The sequence below is a fragment of the Exiguobacterium sp. s183 genome, assembly GCF_018617655.1.
Lineage (GTDB): Bacteria > Bacillota > Bacilli > Exiguobacteriales > Exiguobacteriaceae > Exiguobacterium > Exiguobacterium aestuarii_A.
The window spans coordinates 202,736-225,903 of the sequence record NZ_JACSKN010000002.1; the positions used below are offsets into that span (position 1 = coordinate 202,736).

Genomic DNA, 23,168 nt, shown 5'->3' on the forward strand with positions numbered 1-23,168 from the left:
AACTCATTTATTTACTATGTCATCACTTTTAACTGCAAAAACATTTTTACGTCTCACCACAGACAAAATAGTAATAAAAACGATTTTCGTATCTAGCAAAAATGATAGATGGTCGACATAGTATATATCGTTCTGTATTCTCTCTTTCCAAGGTATTGTGTTTCTAAAGTAGGCTTGATTAAATCCCGTCACTCCAGGCTTAACTTCCAACTTTCTGTTTTCATTAGTTTCATATAACTCATAATGTTCAGGTAAATCAGGGCGTGGTCCGACGATACTCATATCACCTTTGAGAATATTTAAAAGTTGGGGTGTTTCGTCAATGCTTGTTTTACGAATGAATTTCCCTATCGAAGTTAATCTTGGGTCATCTTCAGAATTGAACGTTGAACCATCACTATTTCGAATATCAGGTGCATTCAATTTCATCGATCTAAATTTATACATTTTGAATACTTTACCGTTTTTTCCGAGCCGGGGAGCATTGTAAAAAATACTTCCCTTATCTTGAAAATATATAATTGGTCCAAATACTATTAAAATCAATAACCAGAACGGCAAAGCAAGTAATGAAATAACCACATCACTTAATCTTTTGAAGTATTTTTTATACATTAACGAGTAACCTCACTTAAGATTACTTTTAAAACCTTATGAAGCTTTTCAACGACATATCTTATGTCATCATCACTTAATAATGTGTGTAGCGGTAATGTGATTTCATTATTATATTGATTGAGCGCGTTAGGATAATTTTTAATATCAAAACCTAAGTTTTTATAAGCTGTAAACAAAGGAAGCGGTTTATAGTGTACATTACACGACACACCATTATTCGCCATCTCTACGATGATTTTATTTCGTTGTTCCTCAGTAATGTTGGGAATACGAACTAAATACAAATGTCCTGATGAACTAAAATCTTCCCCGTAATGCTCTAACGTCTCAACTTCAAGAGGAAGTAACAGATTGTCATACATCTTAATAATTTGTCTACGTCTAACCAACATTTCTTCATATCGTTTCAACTGAACCAGACCAATACTAGCCATAATGTCAGTCATATTACACTTGTAAGCAGGGTACACAATATCATATTCCCATGCACCCTTCTGTGTTTTTGCTAGGGCATCTTTAGACTGTCCGTGGAGACTGTAGAGCATATATTGCTTGTAGAGCCATTCATCATCTAGATCTCCTTCGTTTCGCCAAACTACCGCTCCGCCTTCTGCAGTAGTGAGGTTCTTCACAGCATGGAAAGAAAAGCAAGTAAAGTCAGCATGCTGACCACACTTTACACCACGTCTCTCTGCCCCAAAAGCGTGAGCTGCATCCGTCATAACAATTACTCTGTCAATTTTTCTTTGTAGTTCGTTCTTAGCTATGAACTGCTCTTTTTGACGATTCACAATATCAAAAATCGCATCATAATCACACATTTTCCCAGCAAGATCGACAGCAATAATGGCTTTCGTTCTCTCGTTTATTGCTTGCTCTAATTGTGTATAGTCCATTTCGTATGAGCCAGGAGCAGTATCTACTAATACAATCTTTGCACCTACGTGTTCAATCACAGAGGCAGAAGCTGTATACGTATAAGCCGATGTAATTACTTCATCCCCTGGTCCGATACCTAAAATGCGTAAAGTTAATTCCATAGCTGCGGTAGCCGAATTCAAACAAACTGCTTTATTCACTCCTACAAATTCAGCAATATTATTTTCAAGCTCTTTTGTTCGTGGACCAGTTGTAATCCAACCGGACTTTATAGCCTTAATGACTTCATTAATTTCCGCATCAGAGACATCCGGTGGAGAAAAAGGAATATTTCTCACTAATTCTGTATCAAGCATCTAACTGCCTCATTTCTGAAAATGATATTTTTATAAATATAATTACCATTAAACTGTTTCTTTCAAATTGCCTGTGTGATTTTTTTCAAATCGGTCGAGACAATCATTCGCCCAATTCACAAGATATAGACTAAGTGCTTCGTCTGTCATTAATTGATTCATATTTTCTAATTTGCCATCTAAATCTAGCTCTTCTGTAACAATCCCTGTGAAGATTTTTGGATAAACTGCTTCCGGATGCACTTCGCCTTCTTTCAACAATTCCTCATACATCTTCTCCCCAGGACGAATACCGCTGAACGAAATTGAAATCTGTTCTTCCGTAAAACCACTGAGTTGAATCATATTGCGTGCTAAGTCGACAATCTTCACTGGTTCTCCCATATCAAGGACGAATACTTCTCCACCGTTCGCGAGCGTACCCGCTTGAATGACAAGTCGACTTGCTTCTGGAATTGTCATAAAGTAACGTGTCATATCTGGATGCGTCACCGTCACCGGACCACCTTTAGCAATCTGTGACTTGAATAATGGAATAACAGACCCCCGGCTCCCTAGTACGTTACCGAAACGGACAATCGCATACTTTGTCTCACTTGATTTCGCTAAGTGCTGGACGACCATTTCGGCAATCCGTTTCGTCGAACCCATGACATTCGTCGGGTTGACGGCTTTATCGGTAGAAATCATGACGAAGCGTGAGGCACCAAATTCATCGGCCATCTCCGCCACATTCTTCGTTCCATAAATATTGTTCTTCACCGCTTCGTGCGGGTTTGCTTCCATTAAAGGAACATGTTTATGCGCCGCCGCATGGAAGACGAGATGTGGCGTATAGGTCATAAACACTTCTCGCAGACGTTCCACATCTTGAATATCAGCAATGACAGGGATCAGTTCAGCTTCAATCTTCGCTTCACGTAGTTCACGTTCAATGAGATAAATACTGTTTTCACCATGACCAAGCAATAATAATCGGTCCGGGTTAAACTTTAAGATTTGGCGACAGATTTCGGATCCAATCGATCCACCAGCACCTGTCACCAAAACGGTCTTCCCTTCGACCTCCGCCTGAATTCCTGTAATATCTAATTCGACCGGTTCGCGGCCGAGGAGGTCTTCGATGGATACTTCACGCATTTGATTGACAGCGATTTTCCCAGCTGCCACTTCTTCAATCATCGGAAGCGTATGAACATTCGTACATACTTTCTTCGCGCGTTGAATCAGTGCGACTCGTTCTTGATAACTCATCGATGGAATTGCAAACACGATTTTGTCAATAGCTTCACTCTCGACAATTTCTTCAAGTTGTTCGAGCGTCCCAAGCACTTTGACGTCATTCACTGTTAATGTTTGAAGATGCTTATTATCATCTAAAAATCCAATTGGACTCATCCGGTGATTATTGGAATGCTTCATCTGACGTACTAGCATCCGACCTGCCTGACCGGCTCCGATGATGAGCGTTCGCTTTTCATCTTTTCTTCGTTTCATCTTACGTCCACGCAATATTGACATCTGATCTTGCTTCCATGTCACATAAATTCGTGAACCGAGACGAATCCCACCTAACATGAGTAACGAGAGACAAAAACTTAAGAACAGCATTCTCTCCATCGCCTCACCGTAAACAGCGAATTGAAGTATGTATAAAAAAATCGTGCTAGAAGCGAGTGTCATCGCCAAACGAACTGCTTCCGTCATGCTTGCAAACCGCCAAGCCACCCGATATAAACGACTGAATCCTGCCATAATGATGAAGATAGAACTATATGAAATGGCCGTTTCGATAAAATGATTACGATCGATATTTTGAATGAATTCTACTGGATACAAGAAAAAATAAGAGATGAACATGGCGGATAGAATGGCGAACATATCTAAACTGACAAGTACACCTGTACGTAACGACTTACGACCTAAATCAGGTATCGACAACGATGATCCCTCCTTATGAATTTAAATGTCTGTCTAGTTTGGTCAATTATAGAAAAAAGGATGCTTTTAACATCCTTACTAAAATATATTCTAAGGTTAACACTTTTGACCTAATGAAAAAACCAAGGTAAGGGAATTAAAACCTATTTTCGTTCGACAAGTGTCGACAAAAATCACAAAAGTCATTAATTGTCAACGAAATGTGTAAAAATAAGGGGATTTACTTCTTCCATTTTCCTCGCCAGTTCTTTGTCGGTAAAATCGGGGGATCGACAAAGACGAACTCGTCTTTCACAATCGCCGTTGCGTTTTCTTTTAACGTTTCCCAACGATCTGCCCCTAACTCCTCCGTCACCGCTTGCTTGGCTGCTCCCCAGTAGAACGTACGACGTCCCGTACTATGGGCATCTGAAGCGACGAGTTGACTCAAGCCATTGCGTAAGAAGACGAACGCAATCTCTTTCACGTTCTGACCGAACTCCCCTGTCAAGCTGCTCGTCGTTACTTGAGACAACGCGCCTGATGAGACAAAGTCCATTAATCGTTTCGGGTTGGTCGCCAGTTCCTTGTTTCGTTCTGGGTGAGCGATGACCGGTGTATAGCCTTCCGTCTGCAACCGGAAGAACAATTGCTCAGCGTAAGCTGGGACCGTGTCACTCGGGAACTCAACGAGGACGTAGCGTGACCCAGCGAGTGAGAGCGCCTCCCCGTCTTCTAGCGCCTGAACGAGATCTCCGAACACGCGAATCTCTTGACCTGGGTAAATGTCGAGTTTGATCCCTTCTTGACGTAAGACGTTTTGAAGTGTTGCGGCGGCTTCTTGGACGTTCAAGTCTTCTGTCTCAAATTGAGGGTGAAACGCGTGGGGGGTGACCACGATTGCGGTCACCCCTTCCTCTACGGCGCGTCTCGCCATCTCGATTGTTTGTTCGACCGTTCCCGGACCGTCATCGACAGCCGGGAGAAGATGACAATGGATATCAATCATGGCGTGATTCTCCTTTTATTCGTACGCGTAGTAATAGTAGTAATCATCGCTGCCTTGTGGCTCGCGCTTGTTGAGGACGACTCCGAGGATATGGGCATCCGCAAGGACCAATTGTTCTTTCGCTTTGACGACCATCTGACGGTCTGACTTGTCACAACCGACGACGAGGACGACGCCGTTTACTTTGCGTGCCAAGAGGCGTGTGTCTGCGACTTGCATCATCGGCGGTGCGTCCAAGATGATGACGTCATAATGCTCTTTCAATTCTTCAAGCGTTCTGTCCATCATCTTCGACGAGAGCAACTCGGACGGGTTCGGCGGGATTGGTCCCGCTGCCATTAACTCTAAGTTCTCGACTTGTGTAGAGTGAATCGCTTTATCGAGTGTTGTCTTCTTAGCTAACACTGTCGAGAGTCCGATACCGTTTGAGAGACGGAACGTGAAGTGTGCCGTCGGACGGCGCATATCGCAGTCCATTAATAAGACACGTTTGCCTTGTTGAGCATAGACAACTGCCAAGTTTGAGGCCGTCGTCGACTTCCCTTCCCCTGACGATGATGATGTGATCGCAACTGTCTGCAACTCGTCATCGACCGCTGTGAACTCGAGGTTCGTCCGGATGGTCCGATATTGCTCTGAGATCGGTGACTTTGGTTTATGGACCGTGATTAAGTCACGTCCTGTCTTATCGTACTGAATATGTTTTGATTTCTTTTTTCCAAACTTAAACACGGACCTCTTCCCCTTTCACGTTGGCTTGACGTTGTCGCTGCATCTCGACACGATCGATGACCGGGATCGATCCGAGTACCGGAAGTTCGAGAATCGTCTCGACATCTTGCTCTGTCTTGATGCGACGATCGAGCACGACTTTGAGGAAGGCGATGGCGATTCCTATCATCATCCCAAGTACGGCTGCAATCGCAGTATTAAGTAGAATATTTGGTTTAACTGGGAACATTGGCACGTTCGCATCCGACAATACTTTGACGTTGTCGACACTCATCAATTCAGGTACTTCTTTCGAGAAGACGCGACTGATCTCATTGGCGATATCTGTTGCGACGACCGGATTCGTATGTTGGACGGCAATGTTGATGACTTGTGAGTTTTGTTCGCTATTCACGGTGATCAAATTACTGATGTTGTCGGGTGCCCCAACGACATTTTCTTGGACTTGTTCAAGGATAGCTGGACTTTGAATGATGACACGATACGTATTGACGAGCGTGACCGACGATTGAATTTGACTGCTGTCGATCATGTTGTTCTGAGATTCTTTTGGTGCGACGAGCACTTGTGTCGACGCCTCATACGTCGGGCTGATCACAAATGAGCTCACTAAAAAGGCAATGAGTGCTGCGAGGATGGTTAAACTTGCGATGAGCCACTTGCTCCGCTTCAAGATGGAGAACAATTCTCCAAGGGAAATCGTTTCTTCGTTCATATTCTGTCCTTCTCTCCTTTGTTCCAATAAATTCACTGCTGGAAAATTCCCGCAGATAATATTTAAAATGACAATACCAGAACAGTATAGCAAAATTTTCATCGGTTGATGACCCGTTTTTAAAAAAATGGGTTTTTTGACATGTAAATCTGCTAAACTTTGAAAGGAAGAACTTAACAAAGGAGGAGACCCCTAGTGCATGTAAGTGAGCGCCTACTCCAGCTGTACGCCACGCTCGACCGACAGACACGAGACATCGTCCAGCAACGTATTGAGACAAATTTAGCAGACGGCAAATCGCTTGCCGCCTCTTATCATGAACTGACTGGAGAGATGCATCCTTCACTCTCCACTGAAGAAAAATCTGGTGCGGACTTTTCGAACTGGTTGAAAGAAGGGAAGACGGAGCTAGACCTTTTGACCTATTACGTCGCTCTTCTCGAGAAGAGCGAGATGCTTCACTCGGAAGTGTTCGTCCCACAAGCTGCGAAGCCAACACCACAACCCGTTGCCGAACCAATCGTCTCTAAGGCGGTGGTTGAAACGCTTCCCGAAAAAACAACAGAACCGGAAACCGAAACATCCGCTGAAGCGATATCACCGAAACCACGTTACGTCCCGGAGTCGACAATCCCTTCACGGACGGAGCGTATGAAATCCCATCGTGAAATCAAACCGGCTCGTCCACGTCGAAAGAAAAGTCGTGGTTGGTTGATTGGACTACTCGCCATCATCCTTTTATCCGTCGGTGGGTATGCGGCTTATCCGATGGTATCTGACCTCATCACATCATCATCGACACCGACTGCTACCGAACAACCCGTCACACCAGAAGCTGAACCGGTCGCCGAAACGAAGGCACTCGAAGAAGTGTGGATCGGCGTCAAAAATGCGCCGCTCCTCAGTGAGCCGGACAGTGAGAACGTCGTCTACGTCGCCGACATCGGGGACCGTTATGACGTCATCGAAGAACGTGACGACGCCCTCCTACTCGACCTTGGCTTGAACGAGCTGGCAGGCTGGGTGTCACGCGATGAAGTGGTCACTGAATGGACGGCTACCTCGATCAATGATGCTGACGTATTGGACTGGTTGTCGACTTCCGTCAATCAGACGTTGTTTGACGAATCGCCGGAAGCTTACTTCGGGATGGATGAGAATGAATTGGTCGGAAATGTCGGTGCCGCAAGTGGCTTCGACTCGGACGCCCTACACGAGTATCTCGTCTACCCTGGTCTCTTCTTCACGATGAAAAATGACCAAGTCGAGGCGATCGACTGGTCGAACACGGATCAGACGAAAGAGACGTTCCTCGAGCTCGGCGAACCGACATACGAGACCGAAGACGGCGTCGTCTATGAGAGTGAGAACTATTCACTCCGTCTCTTCATCGGAGAGAACGGATCGACGCGTGTCCGTGTGACGAAATTAAATCAATAATGGAGGTTTTTATATGACCCAAACGATTCTCGTGACGGGTGGTGCCGGTTATATCGGTACGCATACCGTCCTCCAATTACTTGAAGGCGGACACGAGGTGATCGTGCTCGACAACTTGTCGAACAGTAGCCGCGAGGCGTTGAACCGAGTCGAGTCAATGACTGGAAAAGAAGTCACGTTCTATCTCGGCGACATCCTCGACCGGGCATTACTCGAACAGATTTTCTTGACGCATACGATCGATGCCGTCATCCACTTCGCCGGACTGAAAGCCGTCGGTGAGTCGGTGAGAGAACCGCTCCGCTATTACGAAAACAACGTCGTCGGTACGACTGTCCTGTTAGAAGTCATGCAGGCGTTCGATGTGAAACGGATCGTCTTCAGCTCATCGGCGACCGTGTACGGGATGCCGGAACGCACACCGATCGACGAGTCGTTCCCGCTCAGTGCGACGAACCCGTATGGTCGCTCGAAGTTGATGATCGAGGACATCTTGCGTGACGTCGCCGTCGCCGATTCCGAATGGAGCATCGCTCTCCTTCGTTACTTTAACCCGATTGGGGCACATCCGTCCGGTCAGATCGGTGAAGACCCGTTCGACGTGCCGAACAACCTCATGCCGTACATCACCCAAGTCGCTGTCGGCAAACTGAACGAATTGAGCGTCTTCGGTGACGACTATGACACACCGGATGGGACGGGCGTCCGTGACTATATCCACGTCGTCGATCTTGCGTCAGGTCATTTGCAGGCACTCGACTATGTGATGGAACAAACCGGTGTCGAGGCGTTCAACCTCGGCACAGGGACAGGGTATAGCGTCCTCGACCTCGTTCGCGCGTTCGAACAAGAGAGTGGCAAGACGGTGCCGTACAACGTGACGGCGCGTCGTCCTGGTGACATCGCCACGTGTTTTGCCGACCCGACGAAGTCGAAACAGATGCTCGGCTTTGAAGCGAAGCATGACATTCGTGACATGTGCCGCGACGCCTGGAACTGGCAGTCGAACAACCCGAACGGATATAACTAAAAAAATCAGCTGGCGTCAGAACGATTGTTCTTCCGTCAGCTGATTTTTTTGATTCGTCTTTCCTTTTCGCGACATCAGCCCGAAGTCGATGACCACGACGAGCAAGGCGACTGCAATAAATTTCCATACATCGACCATCATGAATTTCTCCCACACATACCCAAGTACCGTGAAACCGAGGAAGGCCGCATAGAAACTAATCCGCCACCATGTCCGATACACGTTCGCACGCCCCCGGTCCAACAAGTAGAGAATGAGGTATGCGCCAAAAGTTAAGAATAAAATCGCGATCATCCAGTACAGAAATGATTGCATCGTCAACCGAAACATCATGAGAAAGAAAGATGAATCCATTGGAAATCCGCTCCTTTGATGACTGACTATTGATGTGTACAAACTTCCTACTCTTCCATTTTCCACCTATTCATCATATGAGTCAATACACCTATGAACGAAAATTCATTTTTGATTCAAAAGACCTATTAGCGTACCCATACATAACCATACGGAGACAATGTGATTTTCTCGATTCGTTCCCCCGTGAACAGGTTCGTCCCTTGAACATCCAATTCAACCTCGCCCTCACTCACGTTCGTATAGAGACGCACCGTACGTCCTTTCCCTTCCCGCTCAACGGCGAACACGTGCGAGTCGACGTCGATGATCCGTTGAGTCGCATAAGGTGACAATGCCGGCTCTGTCCGTTTCACGTTGAGCTGCCCCATGATCCCCGAGAAGCGATTCAGTCGTGTCTCGTCTTTCTTCAGCGATTGGACAAGCTCTTCCTCGTCCGTCGGTCCGCTCACCCCGAATAGCGTCCGATAGTCGACAGACGGGATCCCTTGAAGCGAAAACAAGATACTATGGGCCGCAAGGAGCATCGGCTCGTGGTCATCTAGCAAATTTTTCTCGAAAGGGTCGCGCTCGGCGCTCGACAAGAAATGGAAGTACGTCTTGCCTTCAGGCGGTGCCGTCATCTTTCGTGCCCATTCGGTCAGTCGCGTCGCCTTCCCTTGCGCGAGTGCGAGCGTCACGTGACTCGCTAAATCGAAGTGACAGACGGCGTCCACGACATCGAGATACGGTTCTGCTTCATCGAGCGCGTCCTCAGCGAGAATGAGCTGCCCGTTCGGCTTATAGTGATGCAAGACGATATGCCACAGGTTGAGTACGTCCTGTACCTCGTCGCGTGTCATCCCTCGGAAGGACTGGGCATGGACTCTAATCTTTGTCGCCCCATAGGCGAGGCGCTCGATGAGTGCGTCCGTCTCTGAGAGTACATCGAACTGTTCGACGTTGTATGCGACCGGGTCGAGCTCGTACATGAGTTGAAAGTCGTCGCTCAACTCCCCTAAGTCTTCATACAACCGGATGCGCGGGTCGACCGCCGTGTCCGTCTGGCGCCCAATGTACGGAAAGAGCGAAACGAGATGCAAGTCGCTGATCGTGCCCGCGACATGCTTAGCCAGGACGTCATGAAGTGCCCCCATATCAGGCTTCCCGTCCGTCGTGACGAGACTCGCATCGACAAGTAGAACGTTCGTCTTCTCGCTCGGTGTCTCGTGGTCATGCCAGGCATGACTCTCCCACTTGTCAAATAGGCGATGCCACGCCTGTACATCGCCACCCCATTTATTCAGAATCGGTTCAATTTGTTGCCAATCCATACGTTTCCCTCCTTTTCCTGTCTCTCTACCTTTTTTCACTTCTCACCCATTTCAAAACAAAAAAAGCCGCCCTAATCGGACGACTCACTCCATCAAGCGCTTCAATTCGGTCTGGATCCCATCGAGTGACGCCGGGTCCGGGTTCCAATAATAGATGCCGTCCGACTCGAGTCCTCCACCGCCTTCGATGCGGAGCGTGCTCGCGTTGCGGAACGCACCCATATAGTCCGTCGAGAGCGTCACAAGTTCCTTGAACTCGATGTTCGTCTTCGCCCGGTTGCCGACGACGTCGAGCAAATTCGTCACTTTGTCGAGTGAGAAGTCAGAGCGCCCCTTCTCGATGATGGCCGCAACGACGTCACGCTGCCGCTCTTGGCGACCGAAATCCCCGTTCGGGTCATCGTAGCGCATCCGTGTGTAGGCGAGCGCCTTCTCTCCGTCGAGCGTCACTTCGCCGACGGGGAACGTATAGTTGTCTGAGCTGAACGCAAACTTGTTCATGACGGTGATGCCACCGAGCGCATCGACGACTTCTGTGAACGCCTCCATGTCCGCTTCGACGACGTAATCAATCGGGATATCTAAAAAGTTCTCGACCGTGTCCATCGCCATCTCGGCACCCCCGAACGCATAGGCGTGGTTGATCTTATCGCGATACCCACGACCGATGATCTCCGTCTTCGTGTCACGTGGGATGCTGAGCATCGCCCCTTCGTTCGTATCCGGGTTCATCGTCAGGACGATGATCGAGTCACTTCGTCCTTGTTCCGTTCCCCGTCTGTCGATTCCGAGTAACAGCACGGACACCGAGCGCTTCTCTTCAATCGTCTCGACTTGTTTTCGTTCCGGACTGATCTGTAAGTTATCATTTACTTTCGTCACCGTGTCATTGACCTCATCGACCATCGACCAGACGAACAAGCCGCCTGCGACAAGCATGAGTGTCAGTACGCCCGCTGTGATGCCAAGAATCCATTTCCACTTTGATTTCTTCTGATGTTTCGCCATATCGGGCCACCTTCTTCCGTAAATTCAGTTTGTATATCTTTTCCCAGACTGCACATTGGATTATAGCATGTCTCCAAAAAATGCTAATCATTTCTTTCCAATTCTTATGGGAAATGGGTCTTCATCGGGGTCCGGTACATATGATATGGCCAGGCGGCATTGATTTCTGCCCCAATGAGCATCGTCGTTGCCGTCAAATAGAGCCAGATTTGAAGTAAGATGACGACCCCGATCGTGCCATACGTGTCCCCAAGAATCGAGAACCGCTCGACATAAACGCTATAGCCCGTTGAGATAAGTTGCCACGAGATGACGGCAAAAATGGCGCCCGGTAACGTCTCAAAAAAGCGTACGCGTTGCTGCGGAGCGATCATATAAAAGAATGAGAACGCAAAGACCAAGATGATCGTCGAGACGGTATAGCGCGTGAGCGTCGAGAGACGATCGAACTCCTCGACCTGAGGATAGAGCGCATACAACAAGTCGATAAATTCTTGTCCAAACACGTGAAAGACGACGAGGATGACGGCTCCGATGCTACCAGCAAGGATTGTCATCAAACCAATCAGACGGCGCCACACATAGCCGCGCGCCTCCGTCTCCCCGTAAGCGAAGACGGTCAACTTGACGAGACGGGCCGTCCCGTTCGAGGCCGACCAGAAGGCGATGATGGCACTGACCGACACGAGCCCGCTATTCAAGTTGCCACTGACGTCGTAGACGATCGACAATAACTCTCGCACGCTCGATCCCGGGACGAGCGTCTCGATCTGTTCGATCAACAGCGCCTCGTCGATCTTGAACCATGCCATGACGGCGAACAGGACGAAGAACATCGGGAAGATGGCGAGAAACCAAAAGAAGGCGAGCGTGGCGCTATAGTCGTTAATATGATGGTCCTTGAAGCGATGTCTCACATCGATGGCGAGTCGGGTCAGTCGATTGAGCACGGCCGTCACTCCTTTTTCTTTTCATTATGCCACAAACGAAAGCACCCGATTCATCCGAATCGAGTGCTGCTGTCATTGTTCCATCAATTGTCCGAGGTACGACTTCACTTCGTCGAGTGATGCCTCGTCTGGGTTCCAGTAGTAGATGCCGTCGCTCTCTTTACCGCCGCTTCCTTCGAGACGAAGAACGCTTTGGTTTTTGAAAGCCGTCATGTAATCGCTCGAGAGCGTCCGAATGTCTTTGAACGTCACGTTCGTCTTGGCGTTATTACCGAGGACGTCGAGCATGTTGTTGAAGCGAGAAATCGAGAAGCTGTCCGTCCCTTTATCGACGAGTGCCGTGATGACGTCGCGTTGACGCTCCTGACGACCGAAGTCTCCGCTCGGGTCATCGTAGCGCATCCGTGTATAGGCGAGCGCTTCTGCCCCATCCAGGTTGACCGTTCCCGGTTCGAACGAATACTCACCCGACGTGAAAGCGAACTTGTTCGTCACTTCGACACCACCGAATAAATTGACCGCGTCTTGGAAACCTTTCATGTCGACTTCCGCGACATAATCGATTGGGATGCCGAGGAAGTTTTCGACCGTATCCATCGCCATCTCGGCGCCGCCGAACGCGTAAGCATGGTTGATCTTGTCAGTCGTCCCTTTTCCGACGATCTCCGTCTTCGTATCACGCGGGATGCTCAGCATCGCGCTCTCATCCGAATTCGGGTTGAGCGTCATGACGATGATCGAGTCGCTGCGTCCCTGTTCGTCCGCGCGACGGTCGACCCCAAGCAGTAACACCGAGACCGGTTTTTTATCCGAGATTGTCTGTTGGTTCATCCGCTCTGGGCTGAGCCCGGCCGATTCGTTCAAACGATCGACTGTTGAATCGACTTGATTATACAAATAGTAGGCCATCCCGGCTCCAATGAACAGGAACACTCCAATCACAGCACCTGCGATAATGGCGATGCGCTTCGCGGGTGACACTTTACGACGACGTTTCTTGACTCTCTTTTTAGGCTGTTGCTCTTCCATGACATAGCACCTTTCTATCCCCGATTGACCGTAATTGACACAGGTTTTATTTTATCACTCTAAATCGACAGAGTTTTCCGTTTTTTTATAAAAGAGGTGAATATTTGTCGGACGTTGTCGATTGCTCATATCGCTAGTATCGACAAGGTTTTTTGAAAGTTTAGCAAGTCGTTGTCCATCATAACATACGCCCTTTGAGAGAAATGACGGCATGTCCTACAACAGCCCTACACATTTGGTCACGATTTCAAAATGGATCACGTTTTTTTGCTCCAATATGGAAAGAATGTCGAAAGTTTATCGTTTTTCATAGTTCCTTTTCCTTATTTTCAGAAAACATAATGGTTCATTTGTTTTATTTTTTGTAAAATATGTATGAATGATTAACATAAATGTAATAGTAACCCATTTGATGAATGAGGGGATTAATTGATGCGCTTCATCGTGACGTGTTTTTTAGACCAAAAACAAACTTGTGAGTTTATCGTGTATGGCAGTTCCGAATATGACGCCTACAAAACATTTGAACAGACCCTCCAATCCTTAAACTCATTGACGGGACAGATTTCATTATCGGATGGTGAGATGATTCCGGTATCCCGCATCCTCGCTTATCGCGTCGACCCGATCAAGCCGCTCTTTTGAATCCCGATCGTTTCGGGTAACCCTATTAAGACAACAAATCTGAAAATGGGGTGGAACGAATGGAAATCGGAATGATTGGCCTCGGGAAGATGGGGCTGAACTTGGCATTAAATTTGACGGACAATGGACATCGCGTCTATGGCTATGACCCGGGGAACGTCTCGACGAGTCAGTTCGAGACGAAACAGTCTTTAGAAGAAGTCGTCGCTACATTGAAAGCGCCACGTGTCGTCTGGGTGATGGTACCGGCAGGAGAAGTGACCGAACATGTATTGAACGATTTATACGAAGCTCTCTCCCCTGGGGACATCGTCATCGACGGAGGTAACTCGAATTATAAAGAGTCAATGCGACGCGCCGAGCACTTCAAAGAGAAGCTCATCTATTTCTTTGACGTCGGGACGAGTGGCGGCATGGACGGTGCACGGAACGGGGCCTGTACGATGATTGGTGGGGACTTGGAGGCGTTCGGCAAGATCGAGCAACTGTTCCAAGACGTCTCGACCGACAACGGTTATCTATACGCCGGACCGAGTGGGAGTGGTCACTTCCTGAAAATGGTCCATAACGGAATCGAGTACGGGATGATGCAGGCGATCGCTGAAGGGTTCGAAGTGCTCGAGAAGAGTCCGTTCGACTATGAATATGAGGACGTCGCCCGTGTCTGGAATCACGGCTCCGTCATCCGATCGTGGCTCATGGAACTGACCGAGAGCGCCTTCTCAAAAGATGCGAAGCTCGATGACATCCGCGGGGTCATGCATGCGTCGGGTGAAGGTAAGTGGACGGTCGAGACGGCGCTCGAATACGACGTACCGACACCGGTCATCGCCCTCTCGCTCATGATGCGGCAGCGCTCGCTTCAAGACGACACGTTCTCCGGCAAAGTCGTCGCCGCACTCCGAAATGAGTTCGGGGGACATGCGGTGGAGAAGAAAGAATAGTACACATTCATGAAGCCTCACCTGATTCACTCAAGGTGAGGCTCTTTTTTATAATCCAATCCTATCGAAGTCAATGACTTGATCATCCACCATTTCTCCACCTCGATAATATTGAATATAAATTTGATGATTTAAATAATTGATTTCATAGTAAACACCTAATATAAATCTACATACGAAATCAGGTAAATTTTGTCCATTGTATTTCCAATCTTCACCGTAACTCGGTCGAGTCAACATCTTTAAGCGGTCGATATCTTCAGCGATTTTAATTTGCTGTTCTGAACTTCTTTGCTCGACTTTTTTCATCTCAAGAGCGAAGAGATTATCCTGTATCAAATTTTGACCTCGACTATGCACAATCAAATCACAAGTAATATTCACTTCTTCGTATCGATCATTACGTATTCTTTTAATCCTTCTTCCCACATTTCTATTATATTCGACGTCCACGTAATATCCTTTGTAATGATCATCCTTTCTAATTAAATCATTCAACATATTTTGAAACTGGGCACACATGGCTCTCTCTGAAATCCGACTTTCGAGTAGTCCTATATGATCATTTAGAAAGTTCCGGTTGGCTCTCTCAAAGAGTTCAATCATTTGAAAATATTGAGTCTTACTCGGAAAAGCGTTCATGGTTGTTCCTCCGTATGTTTCACTCCATCGTATTTCCTTCTGCTGGGATCGGATGTGCTTTCAACATACGCGCGAAATGGACGAGGTTGTACGCCATCGTCTTCCCGTGTGACTTCGTGAACGCGTTGTCGCGCCCGGCGTCGATATACGAGTCACCCGGTCCCGCTTCCCCGACCCAGTACGTATCGACGTTCGGCGGCACGGTGAAACCGATGTGGGATAAGGCATAGAGAATGCCGGCACACGCATGTTTCGCTCCGTCCTCATTCCCGGTGACGACGACCCCGCCGACTTTGTTGTAATAGATGGCCTGACCTGACTTGTTCGTCAAGCCGCTGCCCCCATATAACCGCTCGACCACTTGCGTCGCGACACTACTCTTCTCCCCGAGCCAAAGGGGTGTCCCGATGACGACGATGTCTGCCCCTTTCACTTTCTCAAAAATCTGTGGCCATTCATCCCCGTCCCCTTCATCTTCTGTCACCCCGAACGCGACGTGATAGTCGACGATCCGAACGATTTCCGACTCGACCCCAAGCGCGTCAAAATGCGGCAAGATGTCACGAATCAGTCCTTCTGTATGCGACGTCGTGTCGCCACCTTTTAACGTACAATTCAAAAATAGTGCTTTCATGGAATCCCTCCTCGAATAATCTCCAACAGTTACGTGTTCCCCTTCACTCTACTTCTTAATACTATAAACATGACAAAGCCGCCCTCTCCCATGAGAAGGCGGCTTATCTTATGATGCCGATCGTTCGTTGAGCCATTCCCCGACGCGACGGAACGTATCCGTCCGAGGAGGTGCCTCACTTCGGCTGAACGTATGGTAATCAATCTCCGAGACGTATCGAATCAATCGAATGAGCGAGAAGGCGAAAGCGATCGTACAGCCAATCGCAAAACTGAGCCCATAACTGTCCGGTCCGAGTGGAAGGAGCAAATAAGTCAGTCCCGCGTTCATCGTGATGAAGAGGGCCGATGTATACGCCGCTCCCTTATGGTCTTCAAAATAGAGCAACACGAGCGTGAGGACGAGGACCATCGCGTTCGAGAAGGCCCCGATCGTCGTCATTTGGAAGACGTCCCGAATCTCAGGCGAGAGCCCGAGTAACGGGAACAAGACGACTGCGAAGATGACGAAAAGAAGCGAGACGAGCCCTTGGTTACGGAACAGGCGTTGGAGCTCCTGTCGCAAGACGAGTAACATCGCCGCCTTCGACCGCTGAATCTGTTGATACGTCCCGCCTTCATTCACATATCCGTAAAACACGCGATACCGCTCATAAAAGCGCGTCTCGACCGATACGACGAAAATCGTCATCGTCGGGATGATCGTCAAATACGACAAGAAGATGGCCGTGTCATAGACCGGATGGTAACGGAACGTATCGAGATGGATAGCCCCACCTTCGGCGAACCAGATGATCCACGTCCCGACCCAGATCCCGATATTGTACAGGAAGCTTGTCCAAAACAGCGCCGGATAGCGGTCGAAATAGCGATAGAACGAGAACTGACCGACCGTGCTCCGATTCGGGAACGTGAGGAGCATCGATGTGAATAGTCCGAACAACGTCACGACAAGTCCGAGCGTCATGCTCGCCGTTAAGGCGAAGCTCTTCATGTAAGACTCTGTCAAATACGACATCAAGAACTGATCGGTGATGATGATCGCTGCGACGGCGACGACCCCACCGGCGACAAAACTATAGGCGACCGCCTGATAGAACTTCGCCGCGCTCAGGAACAAGAAGTGTACCCAGATCAAGTTGACCGTCATGAACAAGACGAATGCCAATGCGTTCAATAACGCCGGCAGCTCGGAGAACGAAAGGAAGACGGCGAACAACACCGAGGCGATGGCGACGGTCGTCTTCATCATCCCGATGAACGCCGGGAAGATGTCCTCATACCGCTTCTCATAGAAACAGTCCGCCAAGTAGCGTGTGACGACGAGTTGCTGCACGCCGAGCACGACTTGGGAGAAGATGAAGCTATACGAGACGATCAAGTTGAACGTCGTCCGTTCCTCGAGCGTCGCAATCGACAAGTAACTCGTCAGCCACTGCATGAGCGCGATCGTGACGATGACGATGAGCCACGGTCCGGACGTGACGAGACCGGCAAAGGCGTATGCTTTAATACGTGAGGAAAAATAGTCTTCTTGGAACAGCTGTTGTAACTTAAACCCGATGCCCGCCATATGCCGCTCTCCTTTCTTCATATAGATGTAAGTACGCATCGATGAACTGATCGGTGCGATAGTATGTCTCGACGCGCTGTTGCCCGTTTCGCCCGAGTCGGCGCGCGTCTTCACGATTCTGATGGAACCAGACGCAACGTTCCGCGATTCGTCGCGGATTGACCGGTGGTACGACGAACCCGGCGGGACCGAACGGCTCGTCCGGTCGCCCGTTCACGAGCTCTGCACAGGCCCCGACGTCCGTCACGATCCACGGGACGCCTGCTGCCATCCCTTCGAGTACGGCGAGGGGTTGTCCTTCCGAGATACTCGTCAACAGACAGACGTCAAACTCTGGAAGGTGTTTGCGGATATCGACTTTCCCGACCAAGAAGACGGCTTGTTCGAGCTCGAGTTGTTGGATGAGCGCTTCACACTCGGCCGCATATTCTTTGTCCTCATCGAGTGGTCCCATAATGGTCAACTCGAACGGGATGAGCATGTCTTGTAAGAGCTTCGCCGCATAAATCATCGTCTTAATGTCTTTGATCGGGACGACACGGACGATGGCACCGATGCGGAGTTTCTCTCCACCTGCCACGTGACCGAGTGCCGACAAGCCCGTCACGTCGATCCCGTTCGGAATGATGCTTAACTTCTCGACCGGTGCTCCGAGCTGACGTTGCAACTCACCGTTTCGTTCAAACAGCGTGATGACGTCATCCGCTGTCCGGTACGCTTCCCGGGAAATATGGTGGAAAAACTGGATCCAGTGCGAACGGAACTCCGGTGGAATCCATGCCGCCTGTAACAGTTCCTCTTCCCGCTCACGCGAGTAGATGCCGTGCTCGGTTAAGAGAAACGGAATGTTTTGACGCTCTTTCATCGCACTCGCAATCAATCCCGCGTAACCCGTCGACGCGGAATGGATGAGGTCGACTTGTGGCAGGTCTGCCTGCAGGAGGTCGAGGACGGGTGCATACATGCTGCGCCACATCCAGAAGTAATCGATGAACGAACCAGCCTGCCCTTCTTCTTGGTAGCTCTCCGTCACGAGTTGATAGAAGAGACGGCTCGAGAAGAACTGTTCCGGTATACCAATTTGTGACGCTAACATCGGGTAGATCGACGATTCGACTTGACCGAACGTCATCCATGTCTTGATTCGGTCACGTTCTTCTTGCGTCAACGCTTCCGGACGACGTTTCCGTGTCGCGCGCTGGTTGAGGGCGAGCGTGGTCACACCTGTGACGTTCTCCGGTAACGTATATTTATAATCCGCCTCAGACTTCTGGTTTGGCATGATCGAGATGATTTCAAACTCATGCATTGGCATTTGTTGCATCAGCATGTGCACCCAGCTCGACACGCCTCCGCTCACATACGGATAACTCCCTTCGACGACAATTCCAATCTTCATGGGCGCGCTCCTTCCAATATCGGGAGACGAACAGACGTCTCTTTTAGTTCGACTTGATATAACGTACCGCTCTCATCGAACGGTCTGACTTCCCCAAACGCGAAACTTCCTGTATCCAACCGTTTACCAGGCGCGACCCGGACGAGTAGCGTCGACGGGACCGGCAGTTGCTGGGCGTTGATGTCAATCGCGTCATTCGTATAGGCGACGTCGATTTGTGCATCTTGATACAGTTTGTATTTCCGATACGCATCATACTGGCTCAAACCTTCGAGATGTGGATACTTCGCATAGAGTGTCTGGAAGAGACCACCGAACGACTCTTTCATGATGCCCCATCCTTTTCCTTTCGAACGGTTTTCATCCAACACGTCATCCGGGTGAATGAAGTGCGAGACGAGCCCGAAATTGGCGACGGCGTCGATGACGACGAACAGATCATCTGGCGTCTCGTTATATCCGCTCGACACGCGCGGGAAATCATATAAATTCGGATAGACCGGGTCCGGTCCAAACTCTTGGATGTAACTTCCTTTACTCGCATCCCCGCTATAAAGGCCAGCGACAATCAATCCGTCCTCAAACTTCTCGTTCAGGACGCTCAGTCCGGACTGTCCGATGATGTTCGATGGTGGGACGTAGCTACGGATGCGTTCGTTCGGCAAATAATAGTCGAACGCCTCGACGACACGGTCGACGGCCGAACGCATGGCGTCTTTGCTCTCCCATTTCGCATAGCCGAGCTCGGGGTCCATCACCTCGTCACCCATGACAAGTGGTTGGTGGTTGAAGCCGTGGAGTCCGACTTCCCCGTTCGTCTGCAGCAACCCACGCCCGTATTCGAGCATCGGTGCCCGAATTTTCTCGATGAGCTGTTCGGTCGTCTCTTCGTTCGTCGCTTTATAACTGCCGATCAAGAAGCCGGAATACGTGACGTCATAATCTTCACCGATTTGTTTCATATCTTTCCACCATACTTCAGAGAAGAACTCTTTGATGGAGAGGTCGTACTCTTCCGTGATGACGGGATTCGAATAGCTCGGTACCGGTGCCGGGAAGTCGTCGAGATGGACGACCTTGATGCCCGCTTGTGGCATGACAAACGCCGGGAACAACATCGACAGCGACTGCACCATGAGACCGCGTGAGTTCTTATCGGTCAGAGACGTCGTATTCCAAAACATGACCTCTCCTTTCCCGTAGGAAGACTGCCATAAAATCGGTTCGTCTTTCGCCGAGATGAGGACATCCGCCTCATCCTTCAATTCGACGTCGGCGATACTATGGACGAACAAGCCAGAGTCTTGTGGCAAGTCGACATATCCAGGGAAAATTTCTTTCTCAAAAATCAGCCCGTTGACCCCATCCTTGAAGTCCCCGAAATCACTGACGCCGATAAGGTCGGCCCACTCCTGATCGATGAAACGACCAGCGACATAGAGGCGTCCCCCGTTCTCGACGAACGACCGAATCGTCTCATATGGCCATGATTTCGTATTTTCTCCACTGACGACAAGGACGTGTTGCGGAGAAGGCTCAATCGAGGCAATCTCATCTGCCTCGATTGACGTGTATGGCAACTTCGCGTAGTCGAGCGCGTATTTCAAGTTGTTCAAGACGGACGTCGACAAGTCGTCCTCGTTTTGATGGATATAGATTTGAGCCGGCTTCCCTTCCACTGCTCTCACCTCGCCTGCGAGTGTCGTGAACGCCTTCGGCTCATTTGCTTCTTGTGGGATGAGCCGGTGACCGTAGTCGAGCCGTAAAAACTGGACGACGACAATCATCGCGATGATTAAAGAGAACAAGGACGCGAGATACGTCGTAATCGATTTATTCATGGTTTTGCACCTTCTAACTGTTGAATGACAAAGCGATAATCTTCTGGAACGTCTCGTAGGTCGAGATGTTGATGGAGTCGGTCGAGGATTGGACGTAATGACGCCCAGTCCCCATTCGTCATATGATGTTCAATCAATAAGATATAACCATCCGGCACTTCCGGATGATACAACGTGAGTGCCTCCGCCAACCGTTCCCCCGTCTCGACGTCACCTGCTTGGAACGATAGACGGGCTTTCGTGCGCAAATAGGTCTCGTCTGTCGCATCGTGTTCTCCTAGTTGTTCAAGATGAAACATCGTCCGTTGCTGGATGCGGGCTTTCATATCCTCGTCCAAGAGACCACTCTCTAGAAACGAGACGCCCGTCTCGATGACGGGATAAATCGTCTCCGGTCGTTCCGGGTTCACTTGCGCGATCCGCTGCTTGAGCGTCAAATCGTATCGGTCGAACAGCGTGTTCCGGACGGTCGCCGCATAGTGGACGGTTTCCGTATCTTCATGCTCGAGACCTAAATGTAAGTATTCTTCTGTGTTCATAAGCGGTGTCGACATGAGTTGCGTGATTGACTGTTTCCGCTTCTTCCCGTCCATCTGCAAGGCTTCCGCCAATGGGACGAGGTCTAAATCTTCTTTTGCCTGTTGCTGCAAACGCTCCAAGTTGACCGTGTCGAAGTTGATGTATTCGTCATAATCGAGAAGCGTCTTCGATGAAGCAAAACGACGGGCAACCCCGTATGCGATCAAACCGAACAGTTCTCCGATGATTGGGACGACGGCACTGACGAGAAAAATGGAGAGCCAGACGCCCTTCTCGGCCGCATCCACTCTCGGACGGACGATGAGTCGGTAGATGACGAATAAAATCACGGCATGAAGGAGAAAGAACAAGAGAATCATCCATCCGGTCATAGGCGTTTCCCACCTTTCACATAGAACACATGCTCGATTCGCTCCTTGAATCGTTCAGCCGACTCGATCGGTGTGCCCGGGAGAAGGAAGTGAAGGACACGCTCCTCTTCGTCATATCCGATGACGTCGATCTCCCGCATCGATTGACGGAGGATGAGCTCGATTTCAATCAATGACAAGTCGACGCCTTCGACCGGGATCGTGACCGTGCTATACGGTTGGCCATATTGTTCATGGCGCAACACTTGCTGCGCGACTTTTTGTTCGAATGCGTCCATGCGGAACATGCGCGTCCCGTCGACGAGCTGATCGCTGACGAGCATCCACTCGAGCGCATCCGCTTTCTCGATCCGTGTGCCAGCCCAGTCGAGGACGAGCTTCATCATGTTCATCTCGTGACTGCGCAACCGAAGAATGTCGATCTCATGGACAATCAACACTTCTTTCACCGTTCCTTCATAACAGATCGGGGCGACGAGAAGGGGGCCCTCGAGTTCATCGGCCAATCGAATCGTCGGTTTTTGAGACTGGAACATTCGTGCGAAGATGCCTTGCTCCGAATCGATGAAGAGCGTCTGTGGCAAACGCTCGACATCCCCCGAACGGACGTGAAGGCGAAGCGTCCGGCGAGACGTATCGACGTGATAGAGGGCGAGCTGCCGTGCCCGGAACACGCGTGTAAACGTCCCGATCAAATGGTCACGCACCAAGTCTGTCGCGTCCTGGTCGAGTTGAAGACCGACCTCATAGATTCTTGAGAGCGTATACGTCGAATCGAGCACCCGCTTCCGCATCTCTCCTTGTGATTCTTGGAGTTGCTGCACCGTCTGCTTCAACTGTTCGTTCTCGTCGACCACCTCTTCCTGACGGATATGGAGTGACTGGTAGCGCTCACGGTAAGACGTGCTGAAGACGCCGGCGCTCAAGGCGACGAAGAAGTGAAGCAAAATCCACGCGAGTTCGTTCGTATCGTAAAGGAATAAGAGCAAATCCGTCCCTTCCATCAAGAGGAAAGAGAAATGATAGAGACTCGTCAATGCGAAGCTGACGAACGCCCCGAGTAAGCCATAGCGAAGCGAGAAGAGAAGGATATAAAAAATTAACGGGTCAATCGCCCATTCTGACAAAGAAAGACTAAACGTATAGTCCAAAATGCCGATAAGTAAAATAGTCACAATCATTTCAATCCATTTGATTGATGTGCGATGTTGGGTATAAATCATAGTG

General features: G+C 49.3%; 22 protein-coding genes. 4 read left to right on the forward strand and 18 right to left on the reverse strand.

What is annotated here, in order from left to right; all coding sequences use genetic code 11:
- Positions 1–3 precede the first annotated feature (3 nt).
- From KNP62_RS06480 to KNP62_RS06505, 6 genes are all read right to left on the reverse strand, one after another.
- On the reverse strand, positions 4–615 hold the full coding sequence (locus tag KNP62_RS06480; RefSeq protein WP_214784549.1) for a sugar transferase: 612 nt from the start codon (positions 613–615) through the stop codon (positions 4–6).
- Complete coding sequence (locus KNP62_RS06485; RefSeq protein WP_214784552.1) at positions 615–1,853, reverse strand: DegT/DnrJ/EryC1/StrS family aminotransferase; 1,239 nt, start codon at positions 1,851–1,853, stop codon at positions 615–617. The genes KNP62_RS06480 and KNP62_RS06485 overlap by 1 nt, the downstream gene beginning before the upstream one ends.
- A 48-nt stretch (positions 1,854–1,901) precedes the next feature.
- Positions 1,902–3,734 (reverse strand): polysaccharide biosynthesis protein, encoded by a 1,833-nt coding sequence (locus KNP62_RS06490; protein WP_214785203.1) that lies wholly within the window; start codon positions 3,732–3,734, stop codon positions 1,902–1,904.
- A gap of 280 nt (positions 3,735–4,014) precedes the next feature.
- Complete coding sequence (locus tag KNP62_RS06495) at positions 4,015–4,782, reverse strand: tyrosine-protein phosphatase (RefSeq protein WP_214784554.1); 768 nt, start codon at positions 4,780–4,782, stop codon at positions 4,015–4,017.
- Positions 4,783–4,797: 15 nt separating this feature from the next.
- Positions 4,798–5,514 carry a CpsD/CapB family tyrosine-protein kinase gene (locus tag KNP62_RS06500; protein WP_214784557.1) on the reverse strand — a complete coding sequence of 239 codons (717 nt, stop codon included), beginning with the start codon at positions 5,512–5,514 and terminating at the stop codon, positions 4,798–4,800.
- Positions 5,507–6,229 (reverse strand): YveK family protein, encoded by a 723-nt coding sequence (locus tag KNP62_RS06505; protein WP_214784560.1) that lies wholly within the window; start codon positions 6,227–6,229, stop codon positions 5,507–5,509. The genes KNP62_RS06500 and KNP62_RS06505 overlap by 8 nt, the downstream gene beginning before the upstream one ends.
- A 195-nt stretch (positions 6,230–6,424) precedes the next feature.
- Between KNP62_RS06505 and KNP62_RS06510 the strand changes: the two genes are divergently transcribed.
- Positions 6,425–7,669: a hypothetical protein gene (locus KNP62_RS06510; RefSeq protein WP_214784563.1), complete on the forward strand. Its 1,245-nt coding sequence runs from the start codon at positions 6,425–6,427 to the stop codon at positions 7,667–7,669.
- A 13-nt stretch (positions 7,670–7,682) separates the two neighbouring features.
- A complete protein-coding gene (gene galE, locus KNP62_RS06515; RefSeq protein WP_214784566.1) occupies positions 7,683–8,699 on the forward strand; it encodes a UDP-glucose 4-epimerase GalE in 1,017 nt (338 codons plus the stop codon).
- Positions 8,700–8,714: 15 nt separating this feature from the next.
- On the opposite strand, the gene KNP62_RS06520 is transcribed toward galE, so the two are convergent.
- The 5 genes from KNP62_RS06520 to KNP62_RS06540 all read right to left on the reverse strand — a co-directional run bounded on the left by KNP62_RS06520 (position 8,715) and on the right by KNP62_RS06540 (position 13,353).
- The gene (locus KNP62_RS06520; RefSeq protein ID WP_214784569.1) at positions 8,715–9,053 is read right to left on the reverse strand and encodes a hypothetical protein; all 339 of its coding nucleotides are present in this window, start codon (positions 9,051–9,053) and stop codon (positions 8,715–8,717) included.
- Between the two features lie 128 nt (positions 9,054–9,181).
- Positions 9,182–10,366 (reverse strand): alpha-amylase family glycosyl hydrolase, encoded by a 1,185-nt coding sequence (locus tag KNP62_RS06525; protein ID WP_214784572.1) that lies wholly within the window; start codon positions 10,364–10,366, stop codon positions 9,182–9,184.
- 84 nt (positions 10,367–10,450) lie between these two features.
- On the reverse strand, positions 10,451–11,374 hold the full coding sequence (locus tag KNP62_RS06530; RefSeq protein ID WP_214784575.1) for an LCP family glycopolymer transferase: 924 nt from the start codon (positions 11,372–11,374) through the stop codon (positions 10,451–10,453).
- A 104-nt stretch (positions 11,375–11,478) separates the two neighbouring features.
- A complete protein-coding gene (locus KNP62_RS06535; protein ID WP_214784578.1) occupies positions 11,479–12,324 on the reverse strand; it encodes a YihY/virulence factor BrkB family protein in 846 nt (281 codons plus the stop codon).
- A gap of 72 nt (positions 12,325–12,396) precedes the next feature.
- Positions 12,397–13,353 (reverse strand): LCP family glycopolymer transferase, encoded by a 957-nt coding sequence (locus KNP62_RS06540; protein ID WP_214784581.1) that lies wholly within the window; start codon positions 13,351–13,353, stop codon positions 12,397–12,399.
- A gap of 432 nt (positions 13,354–13,785) precedes the next feature.
- On the opposite strand from KNP62_RS06540, the gene KNP62_RS06545 reads away from it, so the two are divergent.
- Both KNP62_RS06545 and gnd read left to right on the forward strand, forming a co-directional pair.
- The gene (locus tag KNP62_RS06545) at positions 13,786–13,998 is read left to right on the forward strand and encodes a hypothetical protein (protein WP_214784584.1); all 213 of its coding nucleotides are present in this window, start codon (positions 13,786–13,788) and stop codon (positions 13,996–13,998) included.
- A 50-nt stretch (positions 13,999–14,048) separates the two neighbouring features.
- On the forward strand, positions 14,049–14,942 hold the full coding sequence (gnd, locus tag KNP62_RS06550) for a phosphogluconate dehydrogenase (NAD(+)-dependent, decarboxylating) (protein WP_353047521.1): 894 nt from the start codon (positions 14,049–14,051) through the stop codon (positions 14,940–14,942).
- A 48-nt stretch (positions 14,943–14,990) separates the two neighbouring features.
- Here gnd and KNP62_RS06555 read toward each other — a convergent pair whose 3' ends face one another.
- The 7 genes from KNP62_RS06555 to KNP62_RS06585 form a co-directional block, all read right to left on the reverse strand.
- Positions 14,991–15,584, reverse strand: a complete 594-nt coding sequence (locus KNP62_RS06555; protein WP_214784590.1) for a hypothetical protein — start codon at positions 15,582–15,584, stop codon at positions 14,991–14,993.
- A 19-nt stretch (positions 15,585–15,603) separates the two neighbouring features.
- Entirely contained in the window at positions 15,604–16,218 is a 615-nt protein-coding gene (locus KNP62_RS06560; RefSeq protein WP_214784593.1) for a flavodoxin family protein, read from the reverse strand.
- A 108-nt stretch (positions 16,219–16,326) separates the two neighbouring features.
- Positions 16,327–17,790 carry an exopolysaccharide Pel transporter PelG gene (pelG, locus tag KNP62_RS06565; protein WP_214784596.1) on the reverse strand — a complete coding sequence of 488 codons (1,464 nt, stop codon included), beginning with the start codon at positions 17,788–17,790 and terminating at the stop codon, positions 16,327–16,329.
- Complete coding sequence (gene pelF / locus KNP62_RS06570) at positions 17,771–19,189, reverse strand: GT4 family glycosyltransferase PelF (RefSeq protein ID WP_214784599.1); 1,419 nt, start codon at positions 19,187–19,189, stop codon at positions 17,771–17,773. Before pelF ends, pelG begins: the two co-directional genes overlap by 20 nt.
- Positions 19,186–21,030 carry a DUF2194 domain-containing protein gene (locus KNP62_RS06575; RefSeq protein WP_214784603.1) on the reverse strand — a complete coding sequence of 615 codons (1,845 nt, stop codon included), beginning with the start codon at positions 21,028–21,030 and terminating at the stop codon, positions 19,186–19,188. The genes pelF and KNP62_RS06575 overlap by 4 nt, the downstream gene beginning before the upstream one ends.
- Positions 21,027–21,941 carry a hypothetical protein gene (locus KNP62_RS06580; RefSeq protein ID WP_214784605.1) on the reverse strand — a complete coding sequence of 305 codons (915 nt, stop codon included), beginning with the start codon at positions 21,939–21,941 and terminating at the stop codon, positions 21,027–21,029. The genes KNP62_RS06575 and KNP62_RS06580 overlap by 4 nt, the downstream gene beginning before the upstream one ends.
- Positions 21,938–23,164, reverse strand: coding sequence for a nucleotidyl cyclase domain-containing protein (locus KNP62_RS06585; protein ID WP_214784608.1), 1,227 nt, complete (start codon positions 23,162–23,164; stop codon positions 21,938–21,940). Before KNP62_RS06585 ends, KNP62_RS06580 begins: the two co-directional genes overlap by 4 nt.
- Between the last annotated feature and the right edge of the window lie 4 nt (positions 23,165–23,168).

Coding starts and splice junctions, on each gene's coding strand:
- pelG (WP_214784596.1), bottom strand. CDS start 17,790: ATGGCGGGCATCGGGTTTAAGTTACAACAGCTGTTCCAAGAAGACTAT.
- KNP62_RS06520 (WP_214784569.1), bottom strand. CDS start 9,053: ATGGATTCATCTTTCTTTCTCATGATGTTTCGGTTGACGATGCAATCA.
- KNP62_RS06555 (WP_214784590.1), bottom strand. CDS start 15,584: ATGAACGCTTTTCCGAGTAAGACTCAATATTTTCAAATGATTGAACTC.
- KNP62_RS06540 (WP_214784581.1), bottom strand. CDS start 13,353: ATGGAAGAGCAACAGCCTAAAAAGAGAGTCAAGAAACGTCGTCGTAAA.
- KNP62_RS06580 (WP_214784605.1), bottom strand. CDS start 21,941: ATGACCGGATGGATGATTCTCTTGTTCTTTCTCCTTCATGCCGTGATT.
- KNP62_RS06495 (WP_214784554.1), bottom strand. CDS start 4,782: ATGATTGATATCCATTGTCATCTTCTCCCGGCTGTCGATGACGGTCCG.
- pelF (WP_214784599.1), bottom strand. CDS start 19,189: ATGAAGATTGGAATTGTCGTCGAAGGGAGTTATCCGTATGTGAGCGGA.
- KNP62_RS06545 (WP_214784584.1), top strand. CDS start 13,786: ATGCGCTTCATCGTGACGTGTTTTTTAGACCAAAAACAAACTTGTGAG.
- KNP62_RS06505 (WP_214784560.1), bottom strand. CDS start 6,229: ATGAACGAAGAAACGATTTCCCTTGGAGAATTGTTCTCCATCTTGAAG.
- KNP62_RS06575 (WP_214784603.1), bottom strand. CDS start 21,030: ATGAATAAATCGATTACGACGTATCTCGCGTCCTTGTTCTCTTTAATC.
- KNP62_RS06585 (WP_214784608.1), bottom strand. CDS start 23,164: ATGATTTATACCCAACATCGCACATCAATCAAATGGATTGAAATGATT.
- KNP62_RS06560 (WP_214784593.1), bottom strand. CDS start 16,218: ATGAAAGCACTATTTTTGAATTGTACGTTAAAAGGTGGCGACACGACG.
- KNP62_RS06480 (WP_214784549.1), bottom strand. CDS start 615: ATGTATAAAAAATACTTCAAAAGATTAAGTGATGTGGTTATTTCATTA.
- KNP62_RS06485 (WP_214784552.1), bottom strand. CDS start 1,853: ATGCTTGATACAGAATTAGTGAGAAATATTCCTTTTTCTCCACCGGAT.
- KNP62_RS06530 (WP_214784575.1), bottom strand. CDS start 11,374: ATGGCGAAACATCAGAAGAAATCAAAGTGGAAATGGATTCTTGGCATC.
- KNP62_RS06525 (WP_214784572.1), bottom strand. CDS start 10,366: ATGGATTGGCAACAAATTGAACCGATTCTGAATAAATGGGGTGGCGAT.
- KNP62_RS06490 (WP_214785203.1), bottom strand. CDS start 3,734: ATGTTCGCCATTCTATCCGCCATGTTCATCTCTTATTTTTTCTTGTAT.
- galE (WP_214784566.1), top strand. CDS start 7,683: ATGACCCAAACGATTCTCGTGACGGGTGGTGCCGGTTATATCGGTACG.